We start from the raw sequence: 16,249 nt of genomic DNA, 5'->3' as shown, positions 1-16,249 counted from the left end.
ACTGAACATGCCCGCAGCAAACGCCGCAAGTCCTTGGTACAAGCACCTTTGGCCATGGATCATCATCGGGATTCTGGCCTGTTCGGTGACCCTGACCCTGTCGATGGTGACCATCGCGGTGAACAACCCGGACAACCTGGTCAACGACAACTACTACGAGGCGGGCAAAGGCATCAACCGTTCGCTGGACCGTGAATTGTTGGCGCAGAATTTGAAGATGCGTGCGGCTGTGCATCTGGATGGCATGACCGGTGAAGTTGATTTGCGTTTGAGCGGTGACAGTCAGCCAAAGACGCTGGAATTGAACCTGATTTCGCCGACTCAGCCAGAGAAGGATCGCAAGATCGTGTTGACCCGCAGCGAAAGCGAAACCGGCCGTTACATCGGTCAGTTGGGTGACAAGGTTGAGGGTCGTCGCTTTGTTGAACTGCTCGGCAGTCAGGATGACCATGTGTGGCGCATGTTCGAAGAAGAACTGGTCAGCCATGACAAGGATCTGCTGCTCGGTGATGAACCGCTGCAAGGTGCCGAAGACTTGAAGAAGTAAACAATTTCAAAAGCCCCCTCACCCTAGCCCTCTCCCCCAGGAGAGGGAACTGATCTCGAGTGTTTGCACGTTTTGTGTATGACAGTGAAAATCCAGGCTCATACCGATCGGCTCCTTCTCCCTCCGGGAGAGGGAACTGATCTCGAGCGTTTGCACGTTTTGTGTATGACAGTGAAGATCCAGGCTCACACCGATCGGCTCCCTCTCCCTCTGGGAGAGGGCTGGGGTGAGGGCAAGCGGACAACTCCAATGCAAGGGCTTACTCCCTCAACAATGCCATGACCAGCCCACTCCCCTGCTACCACTGCGCCCTGCCCGTCCCGTCCGGCAGCCGCTTCACCGCCGTCGTGCTCGGGCAATCCCGCGAATTCTGCTGCCCGGGCTGTCAGGCTGTGGCCGAAGCCATCGTCACCGGCGGTCTGGAAAGCTATTACCAGCATCGCAGTGAAGCCTCAGCCAACCCCGAAGCGCTGCCGGTGCAACTGACCGACGAACTGGCGCTGTACGACCGCGCCGACGTGCAGCAACCCTTCGTGCGCCACGAAGGCGATCTGGCTGAAACCACCCTGTTGATGGAAGGCATCAGTTGCGCCGCCTGCGGCTGGCTGATCGAGAAACACCTGCGCACGTTGCCGGCGGTGGCCGAGGCGCGGCTGAACCTGTCCAACCATCGCTTGCACGTGAGCTGGGCCGACGCGCAACTGCCACTGAGCCAGATCCTCGCCGAACTGCGCCACATCGGTTACGCCGCCCACCCGTATCAGGCTGATCGCGCCAGCGAACAACTGGCCAGCGAAAATCGTCTGGCCCTGCGCCAGCTCGGCGTCGCCGGCCTGCTGTGGTTTCAGGCGATGATGGCGACCATGGCCACCTGGCCGGAATTCAACATCGACCTCAGCCCCGAGCTGCACACGATCCTGCGCTGGGTCGCGCTGTTTCTGACCACACCGATCGTGTTCTACAGCTGCGCGCCGTTCTTCAAAGGCGCAATGCGCGATCTGCGCACGCGCCACCTGACCATGGACGTCTCGGTGTCGCTGGCGATCGGCAGCGCTTACATCGCCGGGATCTGGACCTCGATCACCGGCATTGGCGAGTTGTATTTCGATGCGGTCGGCATGTTTGCGCTGTTCCTGCTTGCCGGGCGCTATCTCGAACGCCGTGCCCGCGAGCGCACCGCCGCCGCGACGGCGCAGCTTGTGAATCTATTGCCGGCCTCGTGTCTGCGACTGGACAACAACGGCCAGAGCAAACGCATCCTGCTCAGCGAACTGCGTCTCGGCGAGCGGATTCTGGTGCAAGCCGGTTCGATCCTGCCGGCGGACGGCAAAATCATCGACGGCCAGTCGAGCATCGACGAATCGCTGCTCACCGGCGAGTACCTGCCGCAACCGCGCATGCCGGGCGATGCGGTCACCGCTGGCACGCTCAATGTCGAAGGCGCGTTGACCGTGGAAGTGCAGGCACTGGGTCAAGATACGCGCCTGTCGGCCATCGTCCGCCTGCTCGATCGCGCCCAGGCGGAAAAACCGCGACTGGCAGAAATCGCCGACCGCGCCGCGCAATGGTTCCTGCTGCTGTCGCTGATCGCAGCTGCGGCCATCGGCCTGTTGTGGTGGGAACTGGATTCGTCGCGCGCGTTCTGGATTGTCCTGGCCATGCTGGTTGCCACCTGTCCGTGTGCCCTGTCGCTGGCGACACCGACCGCGCTCACCGCCGCCACCGGCACCCTGCACAAACTCGGTTTGCTGCTGACGCGTGGTCATGTGCTGGAAGGCTTGAATCAGATCGACACAGTGATCTTCGACAAGACCGGCACCCTCACCGAAGGCCGACTGGTGCTGCGCTCGATTCGTCCACTCGCGGCGCTCGACAGTGATCAATGTCTGAGCCTTGCCGCCGCGCTGGAAAACCGTTCGGAACACCCGATTGCCCGCGCCTTTGGCCGTGCGCCGCTGGCTGCCGAAGAAGTCCACAGCACGCCGGGGCTTGGCCTCGAAGGCTTGGTGGGCGGACAGCGTTTGCGCATCGGCCAGACCGAGTTTGTCTGCGCCCTCAGCGGTGCGCCCGTGCCGACAATGCCGGACGAGGCCGGCCAATGGCTGCTGCTCGCCGACACTCAGGGTCCGCTGGCATGGTTCGTCCTCGACGACCGCTTGCGGGATGACGCACCAGCCTTGCTCGCTGCGTGCAAGGCACGTGGCTGGCGTACGCTGTTGCTGTCCGGCGATAGCTCGCCGATGGTCGCTAGTGTGGCGGCGGAGCTGGGCATTGATGAGGCCCGTGGCGGCTTGCGCCCCGACGACAAACTGCAAGTGTTGCAGCAACTGCACAAGGAAGGTCGCAAAGTGCTGATGCTCGGTGACGGCGTCAACGACGTGCCGGTGCTGGCTGCCGCTGATATCAGCGTGGCCATGGGTTCAGCCACCGATCTGGCGAAAACCAGCGCCGATGCCGTGCTGCTGTCCAATCGCCTCGACGCCTTGGTCCAAGCCTTCACACTCGCACGGCGCACCCGCCGGGTAATCATCGAGAACCTGCTGTGGGCGGCGCTGTACAATGGCCTCATGTTGCCGTTCGCCGCCCTCGGCTGGATAACCCCGGTGTGGGCCGCCGTCGGCATGTCGATCAGTTCGTTGACCGTGGTGCTCAACGCGCTGCGCCTGACTCGCCTGCCGAGTCCGCCGCCCGCCAGCACCCACTCGCAAACCCGCCCGCTGCCGGCCTGAGCCGCGCGGGCCTGGAGTACAGATGCCAGCTCTCTACGTGATGATCCCGGCCGCCCTGCTGATCGTGGCCATCGCCGTGTACATCTTCTTCTGGGCGGTGGACAGCGGTCAGTACGACGACCTCGACGGCCCGGCGCACAGCATCCTTTTCGACGATCAGGATCCGAAACACACCGCTGCCGTGGACGAAGCCAACGCCAGCAAACCGGACGACAAGGCCCCACCCCATGCTTGAACTGGCGCCATTGCTGGTCTCGGCATTGATCCTCGGCCTGCTCGGCGGCGGTCATTGCCTGGGCATGTGCGGCGGATTGATGGGGGCGCTGACCCTGGCGATTCCCAAGGAACAGCGCAGTCGGCGCTTTCGTTTGCTGCTGGCGTACAACCTTGGGCGAATTCTCAGTTATGCCACCGCAGGATTGCTGATCGGCCTGGCGGGCTGGGCGGTGGCCAACAGTCCAGCGGCACTGTTCATGCGTGTGCTGGCCGGGCTGCTGCTGATCGCCATGGGTTTGTATCTGGCCGGCTGGTGGAGCGGGCTGACGCGCATTGAAAGTCTTGGACGCGGTTTGTGGCGCTACATTCAGCCGGTCGCCAATCGCTTGTTGCCGGTGTCGAGTTTGCCCCGCGCACTACTACTTGGCGCACTGTGGGGCTGGCTGCCGTGCGGACTGGTTTACAGCACGTTGCTGTGGTCGGCGAGTCAGGGCAATGCGCTGGACAGTGCGTTGTTGATGCTTGCGTTTGGCCTCGGCACCTGGCCGGTGTTGCTCGCCACGGGGCTTGCGGCTGAGCGGGTTACGGCGCTGTTGCGCAAACGCAGCGTGCGCATGGCCGGTGGATTGCTGGTGATTCTGTTCGGCATCTGGACCCTTCCCGGCCCGCATCAGCATTGGCTCATGGGCCATTAAGATCAGAAGATCGCAGCCTTCGGCAGCGCCTACCTTTGGAATGCGTTTCCCTGTAGGAGCTGCCGAAGGCTGCGATCTTTTGATCTTATGCTGTTGATGCAAATCAAGAGCCCCATCGCCGCACCCCGATAGACTCGCTCACACTGCCAGCCTATCCGGGGGAATGCCCGCATGCTCGACGCCATTCGTTGGGACTCTGATCTGATCCGCCGCTACGACCTGGCGGGGCCGCGCTACACCTCCTATCCGACGGCCGTGCAATTTCACGGTCAGGTCGGCACCTTCGACCTGTTCCATGCCCTGCGCGACAGCCGCAAGGCCCTGCGCCCGTTGTCGCTGTACGTGCATGTGCCGTTCTGCGCGAACATTTGCTACTACTGCGCGTGCAACAAGGTCATCACCAAGGACCGAGGTCGCGCGGCGCCATATCTACAACGGCTGGAGCAGGAAATCCAGCTGATCGCCTGCCATCTCGACCCGGCCCAGAAAGTCGAGCAACTGCACTTTGGTGGCGGCACGCCGACCTTTCTCAGTCATGACGAACTGCGGCAGCTGATGGCGCACCTGCGCAAGCACTTCAATCTGCTGGAGGACGACTCCGGCGATTACGGCATCGAGATCGACCCGCGCGAAGCCGACTGGTCGACCATGGGCCTGCTGCGCGAACTCGGTTTCAACCGGGTCAGCATCGGCCTGCAAGACCTCGATCCGGCGGTACAGCGCGCGGTCAATCGCCTGCAAAGCCTGGAAGAAACCCGCGCGGTCATCGACGCGGCGCGCACCCTGCAGTTTCGCTCGATCAACATTGATCTGATCTACGGCTTGCCCAAGCAGACCCCGGAAAACTTCGCCCGCACCGTCGAGGAAGTGATCAGCCTGCAACCGGACCGACTCTCGGTGTTCAACTATGCGCACCTGCCGGAACGTTTCATGCCGCAGCGGCGGATCAATGGCAATGAGTTACCGGCGCCTGCGCAGAAACTGGAAATGCTCGAACGCACCATCGAACAGCTCACCGCCGCTGGCTATCGCTACATCGGCATGGATCACTTCGCCCTGCCCGACGATGAGTTGGCGATTGCTCAGGAAGAGCAAACCCTGCAACGCAATTTCCAGGGTTACACCACCCACGGTCACTGCGATCTGATTGGTCTGGGGGTCTCGGCCATCAGCCAGATCGGCGACCTGTACTGTCAGAACAGCAGCGACCTCAACGGATACCAGAACACCCTCGCCGCCGCGCAACTGGCGACCAGCCGAGGCCTGGTGTGCAACGCCGATGATCGCTTGCGCCGCGCGGTGATCCAGCAACTGATCTGCAATTTCAGCCTGGATTTCGCCGAGATCGAGCAACAGTTCAACATCGATTTTCAGGGTTACTTCGGCGCGCTGTGGCCGCAGCTGCAAGGCATGGCCAGCGATGGCCTGATTGAGCTGGATCGCGAACGGATTGAAGTATTGCCAGCCGGACGTCTGTTGGTGCGCTCGGTGTGCATGGTGTTCGATGCGTACCTGGAACAGCAGAACCGCCAGCGTTTTTCGCGGGTGATTTAGTTTTTCATCAGCAGCGAACCGACTTTCATATTCTGATCCGCGGTCAGGCCCGACTGCCCCACCACTTTGGACAAGGCAAGATTGGCCGTGATCAGACCGGTATTCAACGCGGCAATGGCGCCACGCAGAGCCGCGACCTTGTTGATCTTTTCTTCGTTGGAAAGGCGCTTGTCGGCCATGACCGCTTCGATGAGCGCCTTTTTCTCGGCAATCTGTTTCTGCAACTTGCGGATCATCTTCAGCAATTGCTGGATGTTCTCCGGCAAACCGCTGTCGTCGATGTCGCTGTTTTCACCTCCGACACTGGCGGACTTTTCAATCGATGCACCGGACAGCGACACTTTGACGCCCTCGACCAAGGTCGGGGTTGCCTCTTCGGGCGAGTCCGGGTCACGTACATTGGCCGACGACGTTTTAAACGTTTCCGGCATGACCGCAACATCGCTGCTACCGGGGCCGAGCGTGCCAATGGCGGTCATCGAAGCGTTCCTTGTATGCGTTCTGATACCTGTTTATCGGCGGCTGGCCCTGTGGCTTTATGGCTGTAGGGCAAAGTCGCCCCAGACTGGCCTGAATGTCCTCCCGTGGGTTACCCTTACGGCTTATGTGTGTTTTCCCACAAGGATTAAAGAAATGTCCGAGCCAGTTAAACTGCGCGCTCATAACCAGGCCCATTGCAAGGATTGCAGCCTGGCCCCTCTCTGCCTGCCACTTTCTCTGAATCTGGAAGACATGGATGCGCTGGACGAAATCGTTAAACGCGGCCGCCCGTTGAAAAAGGGTGAGTTCCTGTTCCGCCAGGGCGACACGTTCGATTCCGTTTATGCAGTACGCTCCGGCGCCCTGAAGACCTTCAGCCTGAGCGACAGCGGCGAAGAACAGCTCACCGGTTTCCACCTGCCGAGCGAACTGGTCGGTCTGTCCGGCATGGACACCGAGAAACATCCGGTGTCGGCCCAGGCGCTGGAAACCACCTCGGTCTGCGAAATCCCGTTTGAACGCCTCGACGAACTGGCCCTGCAACTGCCGCAGCTGCGCCGCCAGTTGATGCGCGTGATGAGCCGCGAGATCCGTGACGACCAGCAAATGATGTTGCTGTTGTCGAAGAAAACCGCCGACGAGCGCATCGCCACCTTCCTGGTCAACCTGTCCGCCCGCTTCCGCGCTCGCGGCTTCTCGGCCAATCAGTTCCGCCTGAGCATGTCGCGCAATGAAATCGGCAACTACCTCGGTCTGGCGGTGGAAACCGTGTCCCGCGTGTTCACGCGCTTCCAGCAAAATGAGCTGATCGCCGCCGAGGGCAAGGAGATTCACATCCTCGACCCGATCCAGCTCTGCGCGCTGGCCGGTGGCTCACTCGAAGGTTAATGTCGATCCGCGGTTGAGCGAAGCGTTTCAGCCGCGGGTATACTGCGCCGTTTGCAGCCCTGCCAGGACACCTCGACGATGGTCTTCGACTCCTTCGACATCAAATCGCTTATCCGCCCAGTGATCGACTTCCCGAAACCGGGCGTGATCTTTCGCGACATCACCCCGCTGTTTCAATCGCCTAAGGCCCTGCGTCTGGTGATGGACAGCTTCGCCCACCGCTACGTGGAAGCCGATTTCACCCACATCGGTGCGATGGATGCGCGCGGTTTTCTGATCGGCTCGGTGCTGGCCTATCAGTTGAACAAGCCGCTGGTGCTGTTCCGCAAACAGGGCAAACTGCCGGCGGACGTGTTGGCCGAGGGTTACGCAACCGAGTACGGCGAAGCGTTCCTCGAAGTGCACGCCGACAGCCTGTGTGAAGGCGACTCGGTGGTGATGTTCGATGACTTGATCGCCACTGGCGGCACGCTGATCGCAGCGGCCAACCTGATTCGCCGCATGGGCGCGCGGGTGCATGAAGCGGCGGCGATTATTGATTTGCCGGAGTTGCAAGGTTCACAACGCCTGCAGGACATGGGGATTCCGACGTTCTGCCTGACGCAGTTTGCGTTAACCGATAAGTAAGCAGCGCCCTTCAGGCCGCCATCGCGAGCAGGCTCACTCCTACAATTTGGAATGCGTTCCCCTGTAGGAGTGAGCCTGCTCGCGATGAGGCCGGTAGCCTCACTGCAAAACCTAAAGCCCCATCTGCTTGCTGATGATCTCGTTCATCACCTCCCGCGTCCCGCCGCCAATCGACAAGATGCGGTTATCCCGATACAGCCGCTCCACCAGACTCTCGCGCATATAACCCAACCCGCCAAGAATCTGCACCGCCTCGGTAGTAATCCTGTCCGAAGTATCCGTAGCGAAATTCTTCGCCATGGAAATCTCCTTGATCACACTCTGCCCCGCCGCCATCTTCGCCGCTTGCCGGTAAGTGAACTCCCGTGAGACTTCCAGCGCGGTCGCCATCTCGGCGAGGCGATGTTTGATCACCTGGAACTTGCCGATCGGCTTGCCAAACGCCTCACGCTCGCGCGCCCATTTCAGGCTCTCTTCCAACGCTAGCTGCGAAGTCATGTTGGCCATCAACGCCAGCGCCAACCGTTCACTCTGGAAGTTACCCATGATGCAGGCGAAGCCCATGTTTTCGGCGCCGATCAGATTTCCTACAGGCACGCGGCAATCGTCGAAGAACAATTCGGCGGTGTCCGACGCCCACCAACCCATTTTCTTAAGCTGACGGCCAACGGTGAAGCCCGGCGTGCCCTTTTCGATCAACAACAGGCTGATACCGCCGAAACCCGGCGCACCGGTGCGCACCGCGACGGTGTAGAAATCGGCGCGCACGCCACTGGTGATAAAGGTTTTGCTGCCGCTGACACGATAGAAATCGCCGTCGCGCACGGCGCGGGTTTGCAGGTTGGCGACATCGGAGCCGCCGCCCGGCTCGGTAACCGCCAGAGCGCTGATTTTCTCGCCGCCGAGCACTGGCGGCACGACACGCTCACGCACCTCGGGACGGGCCCATTTGACGATCGGTGGCAAGCCGATATCCAGCGAGCCGAGACCCGCTACCAGCCCGCCTGAGCCACAGCGCATCAGTTCCTCACTGGCGGCGACCTTGGCGAACAGATCGCCTTCATGGCTGCCTCCCAGCGTTTCGGGGTAACCAATGCCGAGGATGCCTGCCGCGCCAGCCTTCAGGTATAGCTCGCGGGGAAAGCTTTCGGCTTCTTCCCACTGATCGATGTCCGGCAGGATCTCGCGCTCGACGAAGCGCCTGACGCTGTCGCGGACCAATTGATGGCTGGGATCGAAGTATTCCTGAAAGGCAGGCATGGGCGAGCTCCACGGAAGGGTTCGCCGAACTTAACCGAGCGCTTGCTTGGCTTTCAACTCAATTGTGTGAATCAGATTGACCGAGGTGCGCCATTCGCGAGCAGGCTCGCTCCCACAGGGGATTTGTGAATGACACAAAACCAATGTGGGAGCGAGCCTGCTCGCGAAGGCGTCAAATCAGACGCCGCATAACTTAGAGGGAAATCGGTTTACGCCCGGCAAACGAATGCGCCAGCGTGCCGCCATCGACCAGCTCCAGCTCACCACCCAGCGGCACGCCGTGAGCAATCCGCGAAGCGACCAAGCCTTTGTTGTTCAGCAGCTGCGCGATGTAATGCGCCGTCGCCTCACCTTCCACCGTCGGGTTAGTTGCGAGGATGACTTCGGTAAACGTCCCCGCCTCTTCAATCCGCGTCATCAACTGCGGAATGCCGATCGCTTCCGGGCCCAGACCATCAAGCGGCGACAAATGCCCCTTGAGCACAAAGTAGCGCCCACGGAAGCCGGTCTGCTCGACGGCATACACATCCATCGGCCCTTCCACCACGCACAGCAGCGTGTCGTCACGGCGGGTATCGGCGCACTGCGGGCACAGATCGTCTTCGGTCAGCGTGCGGCACTGGCGGCAGTGGCCGACCCCTTCCATGGCCTGGCTCAGGGCCTGGGCCAGACGCAAGCCGCCGCTGCGGTCACGCTCGAGCAACTGCAACGCCATGCGCTGGGCGGTTTTCTGACCCACGCCCGGCAAGGTGCGCAGCGCGTCGATCAGTTGGCGAATCAAAGGGCTGAAGCTCATGGGTAAAAAGTCCGACAAAACAACGAGACGCGGTTTATACCCGCGCCTCTGGCCAGCGTCAAATACTCAGTCCTGCGCGACCTTCACCACCAGTTTGCCGAAGTTGCGCCCCTCCAGCAGGCCGATAAACGCCTCGGGCGCCTGCTCCAGTCCTTCCACCACGTCCTCGCGGAATTTCACCTTGCCGTCGCGCACCCACGGCACCATGTGGCTGATGAATTCCGGCTGACGATCACCGTAGTCGTCGAACACGATGAAGCCCTGAATCCGCACGCGCTTGGTCAGCAGTGTGCGTTGTAGCATTGGAAGGCGATCCGGGCCTTGCGGCGCTTCGGAGGCGTTATAACCGGCGATCAGTCCGCACAGCGGAATGCGTGCTTTGGGATTGAGCAGCGGCACCACGGCATCAAACACATGGCCACCGACGTTCTCGTAATAGATGTCGATGCCATCGGGACAGGCTTTGGCCAGCTGTTCAGCAAAATCCGCCGCCTTGTGATCGATGCAGGCGTCAAAGCCCAGTTCCTCGACCACGTATTTGCACTTCTCGGCACCGCCGGCCACACCAACCGCGCGCAGGCCTTTGATCTTCGCCACTTGCCCGACCACCGAGCCGACCGCACCGGAAGCCGCTGCGACAACGAGGGTTTCGCCTTCTTGCGGCTGGCCGATGTCCATCAAGCCCATGTATGCGGTCATGCCCGGCATGCCCAGCACACCCAGGGCCATCGACGGGCTCGGCAGCCCGGCCGGGATCGGGATGATGTTGCGGCCGTCGCTGATGCTGTGGCTCTGCCAACCGGTGGCGCCAACGACCAGATCGCCCTTATGGAATTTCGGATGACGCGAATCCTCGACACGGCTGACAGCACCGCCGGTCATCACTTCGCCGATTTGTACCGGGGCAGCGTAGGACGGTGCGTCGCTCATGCGTCCGCGCATGTAGGGATCGAGGGACAGGTACAGGGTTTTCAGCAGTACCTCGCCGTCCGCCAGATCCGGCAGCGCTTCGCGTTCGAGGCGGAAGTTTTCCGGGGTCGGCGCGCCGACCGGGCGCGAGGCGAGGACGAAACGTTGGTTGAGCGTAAGCGGGTCGGACATGTCAGCGTCTCCTGTGAATGGTGAATTCAGCGGGTATAGGGAGCAGACCGTTGAGGCGATGGGGCGTTCGATGTTTATTCAGGTGTCGGGGCTGATCGTTCCCATGCTCCGCGTGGGAATGCCTCATCGGACGCTCCGCGTTCGGCTCTGTACTTGGGACGCGGAGCGTCCCGGGCTGCATTCCCACGCAGAGCGTGGGAACGATCAGTCAGAAACAAAAATGCCAGGCGCAAGGCCTGGCATTTTGTGTAGCTCATCTGCCGCCGATTGGCGAATCAGAATGGCAGTTTCATACCGGCTGGCAGGTTCATGCCGGCGGTCATGTTGCCCATTTTGTCCTGGCTGTTTTTTTCGATCTTGCGCACAGCGTCGTTGACGGCGGAGGCAATGACCGCTTCCAGCATCTCTTTGTCGTCCTCGCTCATGCCTTCGACCAGGCTTGGGTCGATGCTCACGCTTTTGACGTCGTGACGACCGGTCATCACCACGGTGACCATATCGCCGCCGGCCTTACCGGTGACTTCGGCGTTGGCCAGCTCTTCCTGCATCTTGGCCATTTTTTCCTGCATCTGCTGCGCCTGCTTCATCAGGCCGGCCATGCCACCTTTCATCATGGGAATCACCTCAAAGTACTTGGATCAAAACAGCGCCCGGCCAATGGAGCCGAACGCCTTCAGTTATTAGCCCTGAGTGACCAGAGCCTCGACAGGTTCAATAGTATCGTGTCGCACCACCGCGCCGAACTGCTGAACCATCTGCTGGATGAACGGATCACCGTGGATCGATTCCTCCGCCTCGCGCTGACGGTTGGCACGGCGACGGGACGCGGCCTGGGCCGGGGTTTCCTGCTCGGGCTTGATCAGCTCGATGGTCAGGCTCAGCGTGCGACCGTGGAACTGGTTCAACGCATCGTTCAGACGCCGCTGCTGCGTGGCGTTGAACAGTGCGCTGTGCGCCGGATCGAGGTGCATCAGCCAATGATCGCCATCGACGGCGATCAATGTGCAGTTGGCGGCAATGCTGCCGGTCATGCCGGAAATCGGCAGTTTCGGGAACAGCTCCAGCCATTGCAACGCCAGACCTGTGGCCGGCGCCGCAGCCGGTTCTGGCTCGGGTTCCGGGGCAGGCTCGGCGGCGTGTTCGCTGGCCAGTTCGTCGAGGTAGCTGTAGGCCGAATCCATGTCCGGCTCGATGTAGTCCTCGTCCAGCGGCGGCTCGTCGTCCATGTCCATGCCCGGTGTGGCGGCATCGACGTCGGCGACCGACGGCTCGGGAATCGGTGCGGCAGCCCATTCTGGAGCTTCCGGAACGACGCTGTCCGGGGTCGGCAACGGCATTGGCGGCAACTCGGGTTGCTCGGCGGTGGTTTCCAGCACGGGTTCGACGGCGGGTTGCTGCGCGGGTTCGGGCTCGGGCTCAGCCTCGGGCGCTACCGGGTCATTCCACGGCAGATCGACGACGGCTTCGGCAACGACAGGCGCAGGTTCTGGCGCGGCAACAGGAGCAACCGGCGCGGGCTGGGGAGCCGGTGCTGGTGCTACCACGGGTGCCGGAGCTGGAGCCGGCACAACCGCCGCAGCGACTACCGGCGCAGGTTTAGGCGCGGCAGCCACGGAGTTTGCGGAATCAACTGTGGCCTGGCTGATCCCCACTGGCTTTAGCGGTTGCCTCGGGGCGTCCGCCGTATCTGCCGGCCGGAAGGCGAGCATCCGCAGCAGGACCATTTCGAAACCACCGCGCGGATCCGGCGCCAGCGGCAAATCGCGGCGACCGATCAGGCCCATCTGGTAATAGAACTGCACATCTTCGGCCGGCAACGCCTGGGCCAGAGCCAGCACGCGATCGCGGTCGCCATGCCCGTTGTCGACACCTTCCGGCAACGCCTGAGCGATGGCCACCCGGTGCAATACGTTAAGAATTTCCGAGAGCACGCCGTTCCAGTCCGGGCCTTGCTCGGCCAGGTGACGCACCGCTTCGAGCAACGCCTTGGCATCGCCTTCGATCAACGAATGCAGGACGTCATAGACCTGACCGTGATCCAGCGTGCCGAGCATCGCCCGCACATCCGTGGCCAGAACCTTTCCCTCACCAAAGGCGATGGCCTGATCGGTCAGGCTCATGGCGTCACGCATCGAACCGTCAGCGGCGCGACCGAGCAACCACAGTGCATCGTCTTCGAACGGCACGTTTTCGGCGGTCAGGACGTGGGTCAAATGCTCGACCACACGTTCCGGCGTCATGTTCTTCAGCGAGAACTGCAGGCAGCGCGACAAAATCGTTGCCGGAAGTTTCTGCGGGTCAGTGGTCGCGAGGATGAACTTGACGTACGGCGGCGGTTCTTCGAGGGTTTTCAGCAGCGCATTGAAGGAATGGCTGGAAAGCATGTGCACTTCGTCGATCAGGTAGACCTTGAAGCGCCCACGGCTTGGGGCGTACTGCACGTTGTCGAGCAGCTCGCGGGTGTCTTCGACCTTGGTGCGGCTAGCGGCATCGATCTCGATCAGGTCGACGAAGCGACCCTCGTCGATTTCACGGCACACCGAGCACTCGCCGCAAGGGCTGGAAGTGATACCTGTTTCACAGTTCAGGCATTTGGCAATGATCCGCGCAATTGTGGTTTTACCCACCCCGCGCGTACCGGTGAACAGGTACGCGTGGTGCAGCCGCTGGCTGTCCAAGGCATTGATCAGAGCTTTGAGCACATGGGTCTGGCCGACCATTTCGCGGAACGAGCGCGGACGCCATTTACGTGCAAGAACCTGATAACTCATCGAAAACCGTCGCAGCGAAGGAAGCAGAAGCGGCTAATGCTAGCGGAGCAAGGGCAAAATTGCATCCGGTGTCCTCGTCTAATATGGCTAAGCTGCATCAGCAGAGGCTTTTATCGGCTCGGGATCGGGAATTACCGGAGCGTTTATGCGGTGGGCCGTGGGGGCGTTGCTGGGAATCAGCCTGAATGTGACGGCAGCGCAAGCCCCGTTGCGCTTTGCCATGCCCGACAGCTGGGCGATGCCGATGGTGCAATACGAACGCGGCCGACCGACGCAAGGCATTCTCTACGACCTGATGCTCAGCCTAGCCACGCAGGTCGGCGTACCGGCCGAGTTTCACGTCCTGCCCCGCGCACGCGTGCAGAGCGCCATGGAACACGGCGAGATCGACGTGCGCTGCTATGCCGCGCAGTCGTGGCTGCCGAATCAGTCGGGGGATTACATCTGGAGTCTGCCGTTGTTCTTCCAGCGCGATCTGTTGATCAGCCGCAAGGATCAACCTGCCAGTGCCGTCCCCGCGCATTTGCCCCGCCAATCCATCGGCACCGTCCTCGGCTACACCTACCCCACTCTGCAACCGCTGTTTGATGCTGATCTGCTGCAACGCGAAGATGCGCGGAATCGGGAGCAGGTGTTGGAGAAGCTGCTGGCCGGGCGTTATCGCTATGCGGTGAGCAATCAGTGGACGCTGGACTGGTTCAATCAGCGCTTGATGCCCGCGCAGCAACTGCAAGGGGTAGCAGTTTTGCAGGAGCAAAAGGTCGGCTGTTATGTGAGGAATGATCCGAAGGTACCGGTGCAACGGATATTGCGCACGTTGCTGCGGATGAAAATGTCGGGGGAGATTGATCAGATTATCCGGCTCTATACCGGCAGCTCTGAAAACACCCCATAACCCCTGTAGGAGTGAGCCTGCTCGCGATGGCGTCCTGTCTCCCAAAAATGAACTGACTGACACACCGCCATCGCGAGCAGGCTCACTCCTACAAGGGATTTGTGCCGACCTGACAAATCGCAGACACAAAAAAACCGCAGTGGGCGAAACCCATGCAGTTCTGATTGAAGCGTTCGATTGTTCGTTAAGGTGGTAACCCCACCAGCCACACCCCGGCACACAATGTTCCCGCTGTGGCTGCTGCCTTCCGGCTCTGACCAGGTTCACGGGTAATCGTTGCGGGGGGACCGATGGGGTCACCATAACGACGCTTGCCTGTCGGCAAGCCGCGCCATTGTACCTATCTGAGACGAAGTTACAACCGTTGGTTGCAGATTAAAAATATGAACGGGTTCAAGGACATAAAGATCGCAGCCTGCGGCAGCTTCTAGAGGGCCAGAACCTCATCCGCCCTGCCGCCCGCCTGCTGGATCACCAGATGAATGAAGTGCAGCTTGGCAATCGCCGGCGCCGGGAGCACGAACGGGTAGAAATCCGGCTGACCCATGCTGCGCGACAATTCGTTGAGCATCCCCGCCAATTCGATCCACGCATTGACGAATGACAGGAACGCCTCGCCACCGGGATGCTCCGGGTCGTAGAGCGTGCTGGTCGGAAACGGCTGGTAGTCGAAATCCATTTCCCGTGCGCTCATGCCAAAACCCAGCGCCGTGTCCACCGCATCCATCATGTGCAGGTAATGCGCCCAGGTTTCCGCCCAGTCTTCCCACGGGTGCATGGTTGCGTAAGCGCTGACGTAGTGCTGCGGCCAGTCCAGCGGTGCGCCTTGCTGATAGTGGCGATCAAGCGCCTCGGCGTAACTGGCGCGCTCGTCGCCGAACAGGTTGCGGAATGAGCCGAGCCATGGACCGTTGGCGATCAGGCGATCCCAGTAATAATGGCCGACCTCATGACGGAAATGCCCGAGCAGCGTGCGATAGGGTTCGTGCATCGCCGCCCTCACCTGCTCACGGTGAGCATCGTCGGCTTCCTTGATGTCGAGGGTGATCAGGCCGTTGGCGTGGCCGGTCATCGGCGCGTTGCCTTCGAGGTCGACACCGATGAAATCGAAGGCCAGCCCGGTGTCTTCATCGACGGTTTTCGGGATGACTTGCAGGCCGAGGGTGATCAGTTGCGCGACGAGACGACGCTTGGCGATTTCAACTTTGCGCCAGCGCTCGGGGTTGTCTGGGTCGGACAAGTCAGGGATTGTGCGGTTGAGGCTGCAAGCGATGCACAGGCTGTCGTGATCGTTGGCCGGCAGCAGCCAGTTGCACGCGGCGGCTGTGTCAAGGTTGGCGCAGCGGCGGAACAGTCCGGCGTCGGGATCGGCGTCGAGCGTCCAGGTGCCCTCGTACGGGCCCGGTTGCAGCGAAGTCAGACGACTTTCTTCGGGTTGATAACCGAGCAAGGCATTGCAAGCCAGGCACTGGCTGTTACGAAAGAACAGCGACTGGCCGCAGCGGCACGGCCAGACTTTGCTGTTGCGTGAAGATTCGCCCATGAACGGCGCGATGATGCGGGAACTGAGCTGCTCGAAAAAGCGGTGCATGGCGATCTCTCCCTGGGGCTTGCCAAGACTAGATCATTCTTGCGGGTTGATCGTTCCAACGCTCTGCGTGGGAAAATCAAAAGATCGCAGCCTGCGGCA

15 protein-coding genes and 1 other RNA gene are annotated in these 16,249 nt (G+C 61.2%); 8 read left to right on the top strand and 8 right to left on the bottom strand.

Annotated elements, in window-relative coordinates; genetic code table 11:
* Positions 1–7: 7 nt before the first annotated feature.
* The 5 genes from CCX46_RS09830 to hemN all read left to right on the top strand — a co-directional run bounded on the left by CCX46_RS09830 (position 8) and on the right by hemN (position 5,741).
* Positions 8–547 carry a FixH family protein gene (locus CCX46_RS09830; protein WP_127926516.1) on the top strand — a complete coding sequence of 180 codons (540 nt, stop codon included), beginning with the start codon at positions 8–10 and terminating at the stop codon, positions 545–547.
* A 278-nt stretch (positions 548–825) separates the two neighbouring features.
* The gene (locus CCX46_RS09825) at positions 826–3,276 is read left to right on the top strand and encodes a heavy metal translocating P-type ATPase (RefSeq protein WP_127926515.1); all 2,451 of its coding nucleotides are present in this window, start codon (positions 826–828) and stop codon (positions 3,274–3,276) included.
* A 22-nt stretch (positions 3,277–3,298) separates the two neighbouring features.
* The gene (ccoS, locus tag CCX46_RS09820; RefSeq protein WP_102900752.1) at positions 3,299–3,511 is read left to right on the top strand and encodes a cbb3-type cytochrome oxidase assembly protein CcoS; all 213 of its coding nucleotides are present in this window, start codon (positions 3,299–3,301) and stop codon (positions 3,509–3,511) included.
* Positions 3,504–4,187 carry a sulfite exporter TauE/SafE family protein gene (locus CCX46_RS09815; protein WP_039770036.1) on the top strand — a complete coding sequence of 228 codons (684 nt, stop codon included), beginning with the start codon at positions 3,504–3,506 and terminating at the stop codon, positions 4,185–4,187. Before ccoS ends, CCX46_RS09815 begins: the two co-directional genes overlap by 8 nt.
* Positions 4,188–4,358: 171 nt before the next feature.
* The gene (gene hemN, locus CCX46_RS09810; RefSeq protein ID WP_127926514.1) at positions 4,359–5,741 is read left to right on the top strand and encodes an oxygen-independent coproporphyrinogen III oxidase; all 1,383 of its coding nucleotides are present in this window, start codon (positions 4,359–4,361) and stop codon (positions 5,739–5,741) included.
* On the opposite strand, the gene CCX46_RS09805 is transcribed toward hemN, so the two are convergent.
* Complete coding sequence (locus tag CCX46_RS09805; RefSeq protein WP_127926513.1) at positions 5,738–6,220, bottom strand: hypothetical protein; 483 nt, start codon at positions 6,218–6,220, stop codon at positions 5,738–5,740. The two genes, hemN and CCX46_RS09805, sit on opposite strands and share 4 nt — an antisense overlap.
* A 154-nt stretch (positions 6,221–6,374) precedes the next feature.
* On the opposite strand from CCX46_RS09805, the gene fnr reads away from it, so the two are divergent.
* Both fnr and CCX46_RS09795 read left to right on the top strand, forming a co-directional pair.
* Positions 6,375–7,109, top strand: a complete 735-nt coding sequence (fnr, locus tag CCX46_RS09800; RefSeq protein WP_003223347.1) for a fumarate/nitrate reduction transcriptional regulator Fnr — start codon at positions 6,375–6,377, stop codon at positions 7,107–7,109.
* Between the two features lie 78 nt (positions 7,110–7,187).
* Positions 7,188–7,736, top strand: coding sequence for an adenine phosphoribosyltransferase (locus tag CCX46_RS09795; protein WP_016984743.1), 549 nt, complete (start codon positions 7,188–7,190; stop codon positions 7,734–7,736).
* Positions 7,737–7,847: 111 nt separating this feature from the next.
* Here CCX46_RS09795 and CCX46_RS09790 read toward each other — a convergent pair whose 3' ends face one another.
* From CCX46_RS09790 to dnaX, 5 genes are all read right to left on the bottom strand, one after another.
* A complete protein-coding gene (locus CCX46_RS09790; RefSeq protein ID WP_127926512.1) occupies positions 7,848–8,996 on the bottom strand; it encodes an acyl-CoA dehydrogenase family protein in 1,149 nt (382 codons plus the stop codon).
* 193 nt (positions 8,997–9,189) lie between these two features.
* Positions 9,190–9,792 carry a recombination mediator RecR gene (gene recR, locus CCX46_RS09785; protein ID WP_127926511.1) on the bottom strand — a complete coding sequence of 201 codons (603 nt, stop codon included), beginning with the start codon at positions 9,790–9,792 and terminating at the stop codon, positions 9,190–9,192.
* Between the two features lie 66 nt (positions 9,793–9,858).
* The gene (locus tag CCX46_RS09780) at positions 9,859–10,893 is read right to left on the bottom strand and encodes an NADP-dependent oxidoreductase (protein ID WP_127926510.1); all 1,035 of its coding nucleotides are present in this window, start codon (positions 10,891–10,893) and stop codon (positions 9,859–9,861) included.
* A gap of 275 nt (positions 10,894–11,168) precedes the next feature.
* Positions 11,169–11,507, bottom strand: a complete 339-nt coding sequence (locus tag CCX46_RS09770) for a YbaB/EbfC family nucleoid-associated protein (protein WP_016984747.1) — start codon at positions 11,505–11,507, stop codon at positions 11,169–11,171.
* A 66-nt stretch (positions 11,508–11,573) separates the two neighbouring features.
* Entirely contained in the window at positions 11,574–13,664 is a 2,091-nt protein-coding gene (dnaX, locus tag CCX46_RS09765) for a DNA polymerase III subunit gamma/tau (RefSeq protein WP_127926509.1), read from the bottom strand.
* Between the two features lie 145 nt (positions 13,665–13,809).
* On the opposite strand from dnaX, the gene CCX46_RS09760 reads away from it, so the two are divergent.
* Positions 13,810–14,559: a substrate-binding periplasmic protein gene (locus CCX46_RS09760; protein WP_127926508.1), complete on the top strand. Its 750-nt coding sequence runs from the start codon at positions 13,810–13,812 to the stop codon at positions 14,557–14,559.
* Positions 14,560–14,755: 196 nt separating this feature from the next.
* Here CCX46_RS09760 and ffs read toward each other — a convergent pair.
* Positions 14,756–14,852: signal recognition particle sRNA small type (ffs, locus tag CCX46_RS09755), an RNA gene on the bottom strand.
* A 134-nt stretch (positions 14,853–14,986) separates the two neighbouring features.
* On the bottom strand, positions 14,987–16,150 hold the full coding sequence (locus tag CCX46_RS09750; protein ID WP_127926507.1) for a zinc-binding metallopeptidase family protein: 1,164 nt from the start codon (positions 16,148–16,150) through the stop codon (positions 14,987–14,989).
* Between the last annotated feature and the right edge of the window lie 99 nt (positions 16,151–16,249).

It is taken from the genome of Pseudomonas sp. RU47 (assembly GCF_004011755.1).
Lineage (GTDB): Bacteria > Pseudomonadota > Gammaproteobacteria > Pseudomonadales > Pseudomonadaceae > Aquipseudomonas.
The sequence above is the reverse complement of the archived record's forward strand: the minus strand, read 5'-3'. Positions and strand labels throughout refer to the sequence as shown.